The 13,549-nt window shown below is 70.0% G+C and carries 10 protein-coding genes and 2 pseudogenes; 9 read left to right on the top strand and 3 right to left on the bottom strand.

The genetic code is table 11. From position 1 onward, the window contains the following. Nucleotides 1-14 precede the first annotated feature (14 nt). Complete coding sequence (locus ACFWXQ_RS09550) at nt 15-854, bottom strand: GntR family transcriptional regulator (protein WP_383951218.1); 840 nt, start codon at nt 852-854, stop codon at nt 15-17. 261 nt (nt 855-1,115) lie between these two features. Between ACFWXQ_RS09550 and ACFWXQ_RS09545 the strand changes: the two genes are divergently transcribed. The 5 genes from ACFWXQ_RS09545 to ACFWXQ_RS09525 all read left to right on the top strand — a co-directional run bounded on the left by ACFWXQ_RS09545 (nt 1,116) and on the right by ACFWXQ_RS09525 (nt 7,338). Next, nucleotides 1,116-2,384, top strand: a complete 1,269-nt coding sequence (locus tag ACFWXQ_RS09545) for an extracellular solute-binding protein (RefSeq protein ID WP_383951221.1) — start codon at nt 1,116-1,118, stop codon at nt 2,382-2,384. Nucleotides 2,385-2,428: 44 nt separating this feature from the next. Then, nucleotides 2,429-3,415 carry a carbohydrate ABC transporter permease gene (locus ACFWXQ_RS09540; protein ID WP_383951224.1) on the top strand — a complete coding sequence of 329 codons (987 nt, stop codon included), beginning with the start codon at nt 2,429-2,431 and terminating at the stop codon, nt 3,413-3,415. Beyond that, nucleotides 3,412-4,254 carry a carbohydrate ABC transporter permease gene (locus ACFWXQ_RS09535; RefSeq protein WP_383951227.1) on the top strand — a complete coding sequence of 281 codons (843 nt, stop codon included), beginning with the start codon at nt 3,412-3,414 and terminating at the stop codon, nt 4,252-4,254. The genes ACFWXQ_RS09540 and ACFWXQ_RS09535 overlap by 4 nt, the downstream gene beginning before the upstream one ends. Before the next feature lie 76 nt (nt 4,255-4,330). Beyond that, a complete protein-coding gene (locus ACFWXQ_RS09530; RefSeq protein WP_383951229.1) occupies nt 4,331-5,863 on the top strand; it encodes a beta-N-acetylhexosaminidase in 1,533 nt (510 codons plus the stop codon). 47 nt (nt 5,864-5,910) lie between these two features. Beyond that, nucleotides 5,911-7,338, top strand: coding sequence for a cellulose binding domain-containing protein (locus ACFWXQ_RS09525; RefSeq protein ID WP_383951232.1), 1,428 nt, complete (start codon nt 5,911-5,913; stop codon nt 7,336-7,338). Nucleotides 7,339-7,484: 146 nt separating this feature from the next. On the opposite strand, the pseudogene ACFWXQ_RS09520 reads toward ACFWXQ_RS09525, so the two are convergent. After that, a pseudogene (locus tag ACFWXQ_RS09520) lies at nt 7,485-7,926 on the bottom strand (transposase); the annotation flags it as partial. 177 nt (nt 7,927-8,103) lie between these two features. Beyond that, a pseudogene (locus ACFWXQ_RS09515) lies at nt 8,104-8,250 on the bottom strand (MarR family transcriptional regulator); the annotation flags it as partial. Between the two features lie 319 nt (nt 8,251-8,569). Here ACFWXQ_RS09515 and ACFWXQ_RS09510 point away from each other — a divergent pair. From ACFWXQ_RS09510 to ACFWXQ_RS09495, 4 genes are all read left to right on the top strand, one after another. After that, nucleotides 8,570-10,174: an ABC transporter substrate-binding protein gene (locus ACFWXQ_RS09510; RefSeq protein WP_383951235.1), complete on the top strand. Its 1,605-nt coding sequence runs from the start codon at nt 8,570-8,572 to the stop codon at nt 10,172-10,174. Nucleotides 10,175-10,254: 80 nt separating this feature from the next. Beyond that, nucleotides 10,255-11,691 (top strand): M14 family zinc carboxypeptidase, encoded by a 1,437-nt coding sequence (locus tag ACFWXQ_RS09505; RefSeq protein ID WP_383951238.1) that lies wholly within the window; start codon nt 10,255-10,257, stop codon nt 11,689-11,691. Continuing rightward, nucleotides 11,688-12,611, top strand: a complete 924-nt coding sequence (locus tag ACFWXQ_RS09500; RefSeq protein ID WP_383951241.1) for an ABC transporter permease — start codon at nt 11,688-11,690, stop codon at nt 12,609-12,611. Before ACFWXQ_RS09505 ends, ACFWXQ_RS09500 begins: the two co-directional genes overlap by 4 nt. Then, complete coding sequence (locus tag ACFWXQ_RS09495; protein ID WP_383951244.1) at nt 12,604-13,548, top strand: ABC transporter permease; 945 nt, start codon at nt 12,604-12,606, stop codon at nt 13,546-13,548. The genes ACFWXQ_RS09500 and ACFWXQ_RS09495 overlap by 8 nt, the downstream gene beginning before the upstream one ends. The last annotated feature ends 1 nt before the right edge of the window (nt 13,549 follow it).

Genomic DNA, 13,549 nt, shown 5'->3' with positions numbered 1-13,549 from the left:
GCGAGCCCGGCGGCTCACGGGGCCGACTGGATGTCCCCCCGTGTGGAGGACGCGATCGTGTCGCGGTGTGCGAAGTCGCCCGGGGGAATGCCGGGGTGGTGTCCGAGCCGGGCCGGCGGCGCCGTGGCCGAGGGGTCGAGGGTGAGCCGGGAGACGATGCGGTAGCGATCGCCGCGGTAGATCGAGTGGACGTACTCGACGGGCTGCCCCGTGGTGTCCGAGGTGAGCCGCTCGAAGAGCAGCGCCGGGGACAGCTCGGGCACGTCGAGCAGCTCGGCCTCGGCCCGGGTGACGACGGTCGGCTCGATCGCCTGTACGGCCTCCTGGACGTGTACGCCGTGCTGTTCGCGCAGGTGCTCGTACAGGTCGCCGGCCTCCAGCTCCTGGGCGGACAGGGTGGGGACCAGATCGGCCCTGATGTGCAGATGCTCGATGGCCATCGGGGCACCGTCGACCAGGCGCAGCCGTGCCACGTACACGATCTCGGCGGCCGGTGAGATGCGCAGCTTGCGGCCCACGCGCGCGCCGGCCGCGAAGGTGGTGAACTCCAGCAGGCGGCTCGACCAGGCCCCGGAGGCCGGAGGCGCCGTCATGGTCTGCTGGCCGGAGACGAGTTCCTGGGTGATCTTCTCGGGTGCCACGAACATGCCCCGGCCGTGTTCCCGCACCAGGAGACCCGCGGCGACGAGTTCGTCGACCGCCGCGCGCAGGGTCGGGCGGGACACTCCCAGGCGGGCGCAGAGGGTGCGCTCGGAGGGGATCGCGTCACCCGGGCTGTGCGACTCGACGAGATCGAGGATGAAGTCGCGGACCCGCTCCCGCTTGAGCACCGCGCCCGGTGCGTCTTCCTTCATGCCGTGCCCCCTCATGCGCGCCAGCCGGTTTACCAGTTGACCAGTGGTCGCGCGCAACTGCCCTCCTGGTGGGGCGAAGTGTAACCGCTTCCGAACGGTGATCGCCCAACTCCCGACCGGCCAAGACGTCAAAAACCCAGCGAGCGCAGGGGGTTGACGTCACACATTGGTCTATGCCAGTTTCATCCCCGCATCAAGAGGTGAGCTGTCCAGTGGGCTTCACTGGTCAGGTGGTTGGGTCATGTCCTCCAGAGGTGAACCGTGAAGCTCCGCTTGTTCGCCGGTGTGTCCGTGCTTGTGATGACCGCCGGGCTGAGTGCCTGCAGCAGTTCCTCCGACGACTCCGACGGCAGTTCCGGCGGGAGCACCGCCATCGACGTCTGGCTGATGCGCGACAGCGTCTCGGCCGAGTTCCAGCAGGACTTCGTCAAGGGCTTCGAGGCCGCTCACCCGGACATCGAGGTCAAGGTGCAGATCCAGGAGTGGGACGGGATCGGCGAGAAGGTCACGGCGGCCCTCGCCAGCAGCGACGCACCGGACGTGATCGAGACGGGCAACACCCAGGTCGCCCAGTTCGCACAGAGCGGTGGGCTGCTCGACCTCAGCGACAGGACCGACGAACTCGGGGGCAAGGACTGGCTGAAGGGCCTCGCCGAGCCCGGCGCCTACGAGGGCAGGCAGTACGGCATCCCGTACTACGCCGCCAACCGCGTCGTCATCTACCGCACCGACCTCTTCAAGGAGGCGGGCGTCGACCCGGCCGCGATCAAGACCCGCGACCAGTGGATCGCCGCCACCAGGAAGCTCAACTCCGGTGACACACAGGGCATCTATCTGCCGGGTCAGATGTGGTACGCCCTCGCGGGCTTCGTCTGGGACGAGGGCGGCGACCTCGCCACCGAGTCGGGCGGCAAGTGGCAGGGCGACCTCGACACCCCCGAGGCGATCCGCGGCATGGAGTTCTACGAGAAGCTCCAGGCACTCGGCAAGGGCCCCAAGGACTCCGACGAGGACAGCCCTCCGCAGGCGGACGTCATGGCCAAGGGGAAGGTCGCCCAGGTCATCTCGACTCCCGGCGGCGCCAACGTCATCATCGAGAACAACCCCGCGCTGAAGGGCAAACTCGGCTTCTTCCCGATCCCGGGCAAGACCGCCGACACACCCGGCGCGGTCTTCACCGGCGGCTCCGACCTCGTCATCCCGACGGCCTCCGCCAAGCAGGACGCGGCCTACACGTTCATCAAGGAACTCACCGGCGACGCCTGGCAGAAGAAGCTCGCCGTCGCCATGAGCTACGTCCCGAACAAGACCACCCTGGCCGACGCGGTCGCCTCCGACCCGGGCGCCTCGGCCATGGCGGTCGGCGCCGCCGAAGGCCATGCCACGCCCAACACACCGGGCTGGGCCGCCGTCGAGGCCAAGAACCCGATCAAGGACTACATGACGGCCGTTCTCACCGGCGGCGACGCCGAGAAGGAAGCCGCCACCGCGTCCGACGCCATCACCACGGCGATGAACTCCGGCTCCTGACCGCCGACGCACCGGAACCGCCAACGCACCGGAGGAAGAGTGCCGTGTCGGCCGTCCGAGAGCAGACCGCACCCCACCCACCACCGAGCACCCCCCGACCCCGGCGCACCACCGGCCCAAGGCGGCGCCGGCCGATGGACGGCGGCCACGGGATCTGGCCGTACGTCCTGATCGCGCCCGCCGTCCTCGGCACGCTCTACCTGCTCGTCTATCCCCTGGTCCGCGCCGTCGTGATCTCGCTGCAGGACTTCGGACTGCGTCAACTCATCCTGGGCGAGGCGCGGTTCGTCGGCCTCAAGAACTACGAGACGCTGCTCGGCGACAGCCACTTCTGGGAGGTCGTGCGCCGCACCTTCCTCTTCATGGCGGTCAACGTCGTACTGATCATGGTGCTGTCCACGCTGGTGGCGCTGATGATCGAGCGGCTCGGCCGGTTCGGGCGGATCGCGGTCCTCAGCGCGCTGGTGCTGACCTGGGCGATGCCCGTCATCGCGGCGACCACCGTCTTCCAGTGGCTGTTCCACTCGGAGTTCGGCATCGTCAACGCGGTCCTGACGGACCTGGGGTTCGAGTCCTTCGACCGCTACCCCTGGTTCGCGCACGGACCGGCCGCCTTCGCCATCCTGGTCGCCCTCATCGTGTGGCAGTCCGTGCCGTTCGCGGCGATCACCCTCTACTCGGCCCTCACCACCGTCCCCACCGAGCTGTACGAGTCGGCGCGGCTGGACGGGGCGTCGGGGCCGCGGATCTTCCGGTCCATCACCTTTCCGATCGTCCGGCCGATCTTCATGCTCGTGCTCTCGCTCGAAGTGATCTGGACCTTCAAGGCGTTCGTCCAGATCTGGGTGATGACCAACGGCGGGCCCGGCGACGCGACCACGATCCTGCCCGTGTACGCGGTGCAGACCGCGCTGTCGAGCCAGCGCTACGACCTCGGCTCGGCGGCCTCCATGGTCACCGTCGTGCTGATGTCGGGCGTGCTCGTCCTCTACTTCCGCCAGATGTTCCGCCAGGAGGACGAGCTCTCATGAGCACCACCACCAGGCCCCGCCTCCGCCGACTGCCCCTGAACGCCGCCGCCGTGGTCACGGTCGTGGTGTGCCTGTTCCCGGTCTACTGGATGGTCGCCACCGCGTTCACCCCGAGCCGCGACATCCAGTCCGACAACCCCCGGCTCCTGCCGGAGAGTTGGACGCTCGACCACTTCCGCACGGCCGTCGGCGCCGACGGCTTCGGTCTGTTCTGGCGCAACAGCGTCCTCGTCACACTGAGCGCCGTCGTACTCGCCCTCGTCATCGCGCTCGGCGCCGCCTACGCCGTCGCCAGGATGAGGTGGAGGGGGCGCCGGCAGTTCGTGCTCATGGTCTTCATCGCCCAGATGGCGCCCTGGGAGTCGCTGATCATCCCGGTCTACATCATCTCCCGGGACACCGACATGCTCGACCGGCTGCCGACCCTGACCCTCGTCTACTTCATGATGACGCTGCCTTTCACCCTCATCGTCCTGCGCGGCTTCATCGACACGATCCCCCCGGAGCTGGAGGAGTCGGCCCAGGTCGACGGCTGCACCCGGCTCGGCGCGTTCCGGCACATCGCGTTCCCGCTGCTCGCCCCGGGTCTGATGGCCACCTCGCTGTTCGGCTACATCACCGCCTGGAACGAGTTCACGTACGCCAACTTCCTGATCATCAAGCAGCAGGACAACCGCACCCTGCCCGTGTGGCTGTCCTCGTTCCAGAACGTGTTCGGCACCGACTGGGGCGCCACCATGGCCGCCTCGACCCTCTTCGCCGCCCCGGCACTCGTGGTGTTCCTGGTGCTCCAGCGCCATGTCACCTCGGGCTTCGCCGCCGGCGCGGTCAAGGGCTGACCCCACACGCTCCCCCAGCACACTCCCCCCGCAGTCCCCCCGCAGTCCCCCGCGAGCTTCGTTCCGGAGGCGATCCGTGCCCGCACACCCGTCCGCAATCACCCTCGTCCCCCGCCCCACCGAGACCGTGCTGCGGCCGGGGTACTTCACGCTGGACGACGACACCGCCCTGAACATCGGCGCAGGCACCGAAGCGGCCGCGGAGCTGCTGCGCACCCTGCTCGCCCCCGCCACCGGACTGGCCCTGCCGCCGTCCCCGAGCGGGCAGTTGAAGCTGGCCGTCGACTCCGGCCTCGGCCGCCTGGGCGACGAGGGATACGTCCTCACGATCGCCCCGGACGCCGTGCTGCTGCGCGCCGCGCACCTCACCGGTCTGCTGCGCGGTATCCAGACGATCCGTCAACTCCTGCCCCCACAGGCCCTGTCCGAGACTCCGCAGGGCGACACCCCGTGGCTGCTGCCGTGCTCCGAGATCACCGACCACCCCCGTCACCCCTGGCGCGGCGCGATGCTGGACGTGGCACGCCACTTCCAGCCCGTCTCCTATCTGCGCCGGTACGTCGACGTGCTGGCCCTGCACAAGATCAACGTGTTCCATCTGCATCTCACCGACGACCAGGGCTGGCGCATGCCGGTCGCCGCCCGTCCCAAGCTCACCGAGATCGGCGGCCGTCGCGCCGAGTCCCAGACCGGCCCGGCAGGCAGCGGCACGTACGACGGAATCCCGCACGGCGGGGCGTACACGCGGGCCGAACTCGCCGGTCTGGTGCGGTACGCGGCCGCTCGCGGCGTCACCGTCATGCCGGAGATCGAGATGCCGGGGCACGTACGCGCCGCCCTCGCCGCCTATCCCTCGCTGGGCAACCACCCGGACCGCGCCCTCGACGTCTGGACGCGCTGGGGTGTGTGCGACACCGTCCTCGGTGTCCACGACGAGGTCCTCGACTTCTGCCGCTCCGTCCTCGAAGAGGTCATGGACGTCTTCCCGTCGCCGTACATCCACCTCGGCGGCGAGGAGTGCCCCACCACCGAGTGGACGCGCAGTGCCGCCGCGCGGGAACGGGCGGCGGCGGAGGGGCTGTCGACCCCCGAGGCGCTGCACGGGTGGTTCCTCGGACAGATCGGCGACTTCCTCGTCCGTCGCGGACGCCGGCCGGTCGGCTGGGCGGAGACCGGCGCCGAACTGCCCCCGGACTTCACGGTGATGACCTGGCGCGATCCGTCCCACACCCTGACGGCGGCCCGCCGCGGCCACCCCGTGATCAACGCGTACCACCGGGCCACCTACCTCGACTACGCCCAGTCCGAGGACCCGCACGAGCCGCCGGCCCAGCCCGGCACCGTCGTGGATCTGCGCGCGGTGCACGCCCACGACCCCGTACCCAAGGACGCGGACGCCGAGGCGGCCGGGCGGGTGCTCGGCACCCAGACCCAGCTGTGGACCGAGTTCGTGACCACACCCGCCCACATCGAATACCTCACCTACCCGCGGCTGTGCGCCCTCGCCGACCGCGGCTGGAGCGGTGCGACCGACTGGACCGACTTCCGTGCCCGGCTCGGCGAGCACACCGCCCGGCTCGACTCGCTCGGCATCCACCGCCACCCCTGACCTGTCCGTTCCGGGAATCACCCCCACCTTTCTGGAGAGGAACAACGATGAGATTCGCGAAGAAGAGGCTGCGCGCCACCGCACACACCGCCGTCGCCGTGGCCATGGGCGCCGCCGCGCTCACCGCACTCCCCACCACCGCGAGCGCGGCCGCCGACGGCCTGAGCGTCCAGTACCGTACGAGCGCCACGGGAGCCGGCGCCGACCAGGCCGAGCCCTGGTTCAAGGTGAGGAACACCGGTACCACGAGCGTGCAGTTGAGCGGCGTCAAGGTGCGCTACTACTTCAAGGCCGACTCGGCGGGCGCGACCTACCGCTTCGCCTGTTCCTGGGCGGTCAAGGGCTGCGCCAACGTCACGGGCACCTTCGGCACACTCGCCAACCCGACCGCCACGGCCGACCGTTACCTGGAGGTCGGCTTCACCTCAGGTGCCGGTTCGCTCGCCCCGGGCGCCGACACCGGTGACCTGCAACTGCGCTTCCACCAGTCGAACTGGGCCTCGCTGAACCAGAGCGACGACTACTCCTTCGGCGCCTCCCGGACGTCGTACGGCGACTGGACCAAGGTCACGGCCCAGCTGGGCGGCACCCTCCTGTGGGGCCAGGCCCCGGCGGGCAACGGACCGACGGATCCGCCCACCGACCCGCCGACCGACCCTCCGGCGGAGGGCGCCGCGCTGTTCGACGACTTCAACTACAGCGGCCACACCGACCCGAGGATCTCGGCGAACGGCTGGAACGTGCGCTCCAACTCCGGTGGCCCCGGCGTGCCCGGCGCCACTTGGGCGCCCGAGAACGTCACCTTCTCCACGACCGGCGGCGACTCCATCATGAACCTGGAGACCTCGACCGCCGGCACCGCGGCGAGCACCGAGCAGACCGAGATCCTCACCAGGGCGACGAAGTTCAAAAACGGCACCTACGCGGCCCGGGTCAGGTTCAGCGACGCGCCCAAGTACGGCCCAGACGGCGACCGTCTCGTCCAGACGTTCTTCACCATCAACGACCTCAAGGCACCGATGGCGGACGACTACGCCGAGTACGACTTCGAGTACCTGCCCAACGGCGGCTGGGGCGAGCCGGCCAACATCCTCTACACGACGTCCTGGGAGACCTACCAGGCCGACCCGTGGGTGGCGGTCAACCAGCACACCGAGGCCCGCCGGAGCTTCAGCGGCTGGCACGACCTGGTGCTGACCATCGACAACAGCACCATCAAGTACTACCTCGACGGACAGCTCTTCGGCACCCACGGCGCCCAGTACCTGCCGGAGCGGCCGATGTCGATCAACTTCAACCAGTGGCTGATCGACCTCGCGGGCCAGACAAGCACCACCGCGCGGGCGTACGACCAGCAGGTCGACTACGTCCTGCACGTCAAGGACCAGGTCCTCACGCCGGCCCAGGTCACGGCCAAGCTCAACGCGTACCGCAGCGCGGGCACCAGGTTCGAGGACACCGTCCCCGGCGCCTGACCGGCCCCTGACCGGCCCGGGGCCGGCCCCGGCCGGTCACCCTCCGCTGCCGGGCCTGCGGTTCGCGGCCGTCCCGACGATCGTCGAGCACCATGCGAGGTCCGCGGCGTCCACGGGCGCCGCGGACACCGTGTCGAGCCAGCGCTGCCAGAGGTCCGCCCTGCTCCACGCGGTGAAGCGGCGGTGCGCGGTGGAGTGCGAAACCCCGAACTGCGCCGGGAGTTGCTGCCAGCTGCAGCCGGAGGTGAGCACGTAGACGACGGCGGTGAACGCCGCGCGTTCGTTCGCGGATCCTGAGGCCAGCAGCGGTTCGGCGGCGGCCCACAGCGCGTCCGGTACGAGATGCCGTGCCAGGACCGGGCTCAGCGTGGCGGAGAGGTGGTCGCGGATCTCCTCGTCGTCCGCCGGCACGGGCGTCGACGACGGTTCCCCGGCCGCCGGGCCGCCCTCCTCCTGAAGCCCGGCGGCCGGGGCGGCGGTCTCATCCGGCCCTTCCGTCCGCCGGTCCGTCGCCTGGTCGGCGGCCTGGGACCGGTAGGTCCGCCACTGGGTCAGCAGATCGTGGTGGCTGCCCCGGACCCAGCGCATGTAGTCGCGCATGTTGCCCAGCCGGCGGCGAGGCGCCTCCTCCTCCGGGCCGAGCAGTTCGATGGCCCGCTCGGCAAGCTGTTCCTGCCGGTCCAGATAGCGGCGTTCACCCGCCAGGAAGCTGCCCCACACGTCGTCGTCGACACGGAAGTAGTGACTGCGTTCCCCCGGCACCGCGTGCCGTCTGATGAACCCGGCCTCGACCAGGCGGCGGGTCGCCAGCGAGACGGAACCGGCGCTGACCCGCAGGGCACGGGCGAGCGCCGCCGACGAGACGTACGGAACATCCGTGATGAGCAGGTAGGCGATGATGCGGCCGTCCATCCGGCTGCTCCCGGCCGCCTCCCAGACCAGCCCGACCTCCTCCACGAACGACTCCCGGCTCCAGCCGCCGGCACTGTCCTGATGTCCGGGGCTGTCGTGACGTCCGGAACTGTCGTGCGCGGTACTGGCGGGAGCCTCGCCGGGCATTGATTCCTCCTCGTAAACTTTCATCTCATCTTAAAAGTTTCGCAGCTTTGCATTGACATGGCATCTCAGCGACGCCCAGTATCCCGGTACGCGCCCTGGTGAGCACCCGGTCGCCCAGGCCCTTTGCCCGGGGCCGGGCCATGGCGCGCCCCTGCTCTCCCATGGAGTCGTCTTGCCCAGATCACCCATGTTCACAGCCCCGGCGAGCCTATCGCTGGCCCTGGTTCTCACCCTCGCCTGTGCCGGTTGCTCCGGCGGCGCGAAAGACAGCGGCGGTTCGGCGGGGACCGGCGGATTCTCGGTCGCCGTCGCCGAACCCGACCATCTCACCCCGGGCCGCAGCACCGTCGGCTGGGACCAGCTGCGCGTGCTCTTCGCCCCTCTGGTCAAGGTCGACGCCAAGGGCGGGATCAGTTACGTACAGGCGAAGTCGGTGACCTCCACCGATGCCCGGCACTGGACCATCAAGCTCCGCTCCGGCTGGAAGTTCCACAACGGTGAGGCCGTCACCGCCCAGAGCTACGCCGACGCCTGGAACGCCACCGCCTACGCCCCCAACGGCTGGGCCGGCAACGGCCAGCTCGCCGGTATCGAGGGCTACGCGGCCCTGAACCCGGCCAAGGGCAAGCCGAAGGCCAGGACGCTCTCGGGCCTCAAGGTCGTCGACGCCACGACTCTGGACGTCACCCTCACCAGCCCGGACAGCCAGTTCCCGCTCCAGCTCACCCCGAGCCAGCTCGGCTTCTACCCGATGCCGAAGGCCGCGTTCACGGACCCCAAGGGCTACGACAAGAAGCCCATCGGCAACGGCCCGTTCAGGATGACCTCCGCCTGGAAGGCCGACGAAGGCAGCACGGTCAGCGCCTACGCGGCGTACAAGGGGCCGAAGCCCAAGTCGTCCGAGATCACCTTCAAGAGCTATGCCGACCTCAACACCGCGTACACCGACGTACAGGCGGGCAACATCGACCTCGCCTATGTGCCGGTCAGCAAGTACGGCCAGGCCAAGGCCGACTTCGGGGACCGGCTGCACACGTACGACGCGCCGGCGCTGGAGTTCATGGGCCTGCCGCTGCAGGGGAAGAAGTTCGACGACGTGCGGCTGCGCAAGGCGCTGTCCATGGCGATCGACCGGTCCGCGGTCAACAAGGCCATCTACGGCGGGCTCTACACCCCGGCCACCTCTCTCACCCCGTCCTCCGAGGTCGGCGCCGAGACCGGCATCTGCGACGCCTGCGCGTACGACCCGGCCGCGGCGAAGAAGCTGCTCAAGGAGGCGGGCGGCTGGTCCGGCGAGCTGACCATCACCTACCCCGGCGGGCTCGGCCTCGACGAGCTCTACAAGGCGGTCGCCAACCAGCTCAGGCAGAACCTCGACATCGCCGACGTCAGGGCCCAACCGACCGCCGACTGGGCGGAGTTCAGCGAGAAGGCGTTCGGCGGGAAGATCACCGGGCTCAACCACTCGCACTGGGGCGCCCTCTACCCGAGCATGCAGGCGACCCTGCGCGGCATCTTCACCAAGGCCGGCGGCTGCCAGGTGTGCAGCCACTACAGCGACGGCGATGTCGACAAGCTGCTCCAGCAGGCGGACAGCGCGGCCGACGCCACCGCGGCCGCGAAGCTCTACAACGAGGCGCAGAAGCGCATCCTCCAGGACTTCCCGGTGATCCCGCTCTTCTACGGCAGCTACATCTACGCCAGCACCCCCAGGGTGACCGGGGTGACGGTCGGCCCGGCCGACGTCGAGCTCGGCCGGATATCCGTCGTCGGCTGACCGCGCCGCACTCCGTGCACGTACGCCTACGCCGGCACCCGCACCCCCGTACCCCCGACACCCCGGAGATCCGCACCAGCATGACCGCCGCGACATCCGAGCAGTCCGCCCCCGCCATGCCGTCCCCCGCGAACTGGGTACGGCACGCGGCGACCGTCCCCGAGACCCACGCCTACCCGGCAGTCGACGAACTCCTCGCCTCCTTCAGGCAGTTGGCCGGAGCTCATCCCGACCTGGTGACCGAGAGCCGGATCGGCACCTCCACCCTCGGCGAACCCCTGTACTGCTTCACGGTCGGGGACGGCCCCGCGAGCCTCACGACGGACGGGGACGGCGGCTACGTCGTCGTCGGCGGGGTGCACCCCAACGAGCCGGTCGGCGCGGTGACCGCCCTGCACCTGGCCACCGCCCTGTGCGAAAGCCCGGAACTGCGCGGGCACTTCGGCGGGGCCTGGCACATCGTGCCCTGCATCGACCCGGACGGGGCCCGCCTCAACGAGGGCTGGTTCGCCACCCCGACCGACAAGCGCAACTACGGACGCCACTTCTACCGGCCCGCCGGCAACGAACAGGTCGAGTGGACCTTCCCGTTCGCCTACAAGAAGGCGTGGTTCGACCGCGTACTGCCCGAAACCCTGGCGCTGATGCGGCTGTTGGACGCCACCCGGCCGCGGTTTCTGACCACCCTGCACAACTGCGAGGCGGGCGGCGTCTATTACTACATGAACCGTCCGGCTCCGGAGCTGTACGGAGTCCTGACCGAGATCCCGGCCTCGCTCGGCATGCCGCTGGCGACCGGCGAACCCGAGGCAGCCCACGCCCCGGTGTACTCCCCGGCCGTCTACGGCTGCATCGACATGAAGGACGCGTACGACTATCTCGAAGGGCTCGGGGTCGACGCCGCCGCCAAGATCGCGGGCTCGTCGAGCGCCGCCTACGCCGAGCGCTACGGCACCTTCTACTTCGTCACCGAGGTGCCGCACTGGAGCCACCCGGACGCCGACGACAACACGCCCATCGAACAGCGCCACGCCGACGTGGTCCGGGGCCGGGCGCGGGCGCTGGGCGAGGCCGGGGCGTTCCTCGGCGGCATCCTCGACGCGGCGAAACCGCATCTCACCATCCAGTCCCCGTTCCTGCGGGCGGTCCGCGAGTTCGTACCGTCGCTGGCCGAACTCGCCACGATGGAGTCGGCCCGTGCCGACGAACTGCCCGACCGGGCCGCCACGGTGTCCGAACGCTTCGACTGCGAAGCCGGTGTGCACAGTCTCCGCGTCCGCTTCGGCGGCATGCTGCTGCGCGCCCTGGACGCGGAAGTGGTCGCGGGCACCGCCACCCCCGAAGTACGCCGCTGCCAGCGGGAGTTGCTGGAGACGTACGAGAGGTGGGAGCGCGAGGCCGGCCCGGCCACGGGCGACCCGATCGCGATCTCCACGCTGGCCGGGATCCAGTACGGGGCGCTGCTGGCCGCCGCGGACCACGCCCGCGCCCGTGACATCACGGGGGACCCCGGATGACGTACCTCATACGCCGCCTGCTGGAGGCGCTGCTCGTCTTCTTCGGCATCAGCCTGGTCATCTACGCGATGACGTACGTCCTGCCGGGCGACCCCATCGCCGCGCTCGCCGGCGACCGGCCGCTCGCCCCGAGCGTGGCGCGGGCCCTGCGCGAACAGCACCACCTCGACGATCCGCTGCTGGTCCAGTACGGCCACTACCTGGCCGGGCTCTTCCACGGCGATCTCGGGACCGACTTCAGCGGGCGCTCGGTCGCCGAGCAGATGGCCGACCGCTGGCCGGTCACCCTGAAGCTGGCGCTGACCGCCTGGGGCATCGAGGCCGTCGTCGGCATCGGGCTCGGCGTGCTCGCCGCGCTGCGCCAGGGGACGTGGACGGACCGTACGGTGCTCGCGTTCACGATCGGTGCCACCTCCGTGCCGGTGTTCGTGCTCGCGTACACCGCGCAGGTCGTCCTCGGCGTACAGCTGGGGTGGTTCCCGGTCGCCGGGAACACCGACGGCTGGCCGACGAGCTATCTGCTGCCCGCGCTGTGCGTCGCGGCCTTCGGACTGGCGTCGGTGTCCCGGCTGGTCAGGGCCGAGGTGATCGAGAACCTGCGCGCCGACTACATACGCACCGCCGTCGCCAAGGGCCTCACCCGGCGCCGGGTGGTCGGCGTCCACGTGCTGCGCAACTCCCTCATCCCGGCCGTCACCTACCTCGCCATCGACCTCGGCTACCTGCTCGGCGGCACCGTGATCATCGAGGGCGTCTTCAACCTCCCCGGCATCGGCCAGCTGCTCTTCCAGGCCATCCGCGCCCACGCCGGACCGACGGTGGTGGGGGTGTCGACCGCTCTGATCCTGATCTTCCTGGCCGCGAGCGTCCTGGTCGACCTCCTCAACAGCCTCCTGGACCCGAGGATCCGCCATGACTGACGCAGCTCTCTCCCCCGAGAAACCCGAGAAGCATGGGATACATGGGGCACACGGGGCACACGGGGCTTCGCCCGGGACGCCGTACGCGGCCGCCCCGCAGGGCACCTGGCACGAGCTGCGCCGCAGGCCGGTGTTCCTCCTCACCGGCGGCTGCGCCCTGCTGCTCCTCCTGCTCGCCGCCGCGCCGGGACTCTTCGCGGGCTGGTTCGGCCACGGCGACCCGACCGTCTGCGAGCTGGGCCACAGCGCCGAGGGCCCGGCCCCCGGACACCCCTTCGGATACGACGTCCAGGGCTGCGACCTGTACGCCAACGTCATCCACGGAGCGGGCGCCTCGCTGGGCGTCGGACTGCTCGCCACCGGCCTCGGGCTCGCCGTCGCACTCGTCCTCGGCTGTCTCGCCGGGATGGCCGGGCGGATCGTCGACAGCGTCATCGCCCGGATCACCGACGTCTTCCTCGGCTTCCCGTTCCTGCTCGGCGCGATCGTCGTCCTCAACAGCTTCACCACCCGGGACGTACCGACCGTGGCCGGAGTGCTGGCGCTCTTCGGCTGGCCGACCATGACCCGGGTGGTACGGGCTTCGGTACGGTCGGTGCGCGAGGCCGACTATGTGGTGATGGCCCGCAGCCTCGGCGCGAGCCAGTGGTTCATCGTGCGCAGACACGTCCTGCCGAACGCCCTCACACCGGTCCTCGTCCTCGCCACCATCACCGTCGGCGGTGTGATCGTCGCCGAGGCCGCGCTGACGTTCCTCGGTGTCGGGCTCCAACCCCCCTCGATCTCCTGGGGACTTCAGCTCGCGGGAGCCCAGAACTCCTTCCAGACCCACCCGCACCTGCTGATCTTCCCCGGGCTCTTCCTCTCCTTCACCGTCTTCGTGCTCATCACGTTCGGCGACACCGTGCGTGACGCCCTGGATCCGAGAGGCCGGTGAC

Origin of the sequence: Streptomyces sp. NPDC058697, from assembly GCF_042715345.1 — a bacterium.
Taxonomy (GTDB): Bacteria; Actinomycetota; Actinomycetes; order Streptomycetales; family Streptomycetaceae; genus Streptomyces; species Streptomyces liliifuscus.
The sequence above is the reverse complement of the archived record's forward strand: the minus strand, read 5'-3'. Positions and strand labels throughout refer to the sequence as shown.

Excerpts from the sequence above, each read along its gene's own strand:
- ACFWXQ_RS09505 (WP_383951238.1), top strand. The coding sequence starts at position 10,255 with ATGACCGCCGCGACATCCGAGCAGTCCGCCCCCGCCATGCCGTCCCCC.
- ACFWXQ_RS09495 (WP_383951244.1), top strand. The coding sequence starts at position 12,604 with ATGACTGACGCAGCTCTCTCCCCCGAGAAACCCGAGAAGCATGGGATA.
- ACFWXQ_RS09550 (WP_383951218.1), bottom strand. The coding sequence starts at position 854 with ATGAAGGAAGACGCACCGGGCGCGGTGCTCAAGCGGGAGCGGGTCCGC.
- ACFWXQ_RS09525 (WP_383951232.1), top strand. The coding sequence starts at position 5,911 with ATGAGATTCGCGAAGAAGAGGCTGCGCGCCACCGCACACACCGCCGTC.
- ACFWXQ_RS09535 (WP_383951227.1), top strand. The coding sequence starts at position 3,412 with ATGAGCACCACCACCAGGCCCCGCCTCCGCCGACTGCCCCTGAACGCC.
- ACFWXQ_RS09500 (WP_383951241.1), top strand. The coding sequence starts at position 11,688 with ATGACGTACCTCATACGCCGCCTGCTGGAGGCGCTGCTCGTCTTCTTC.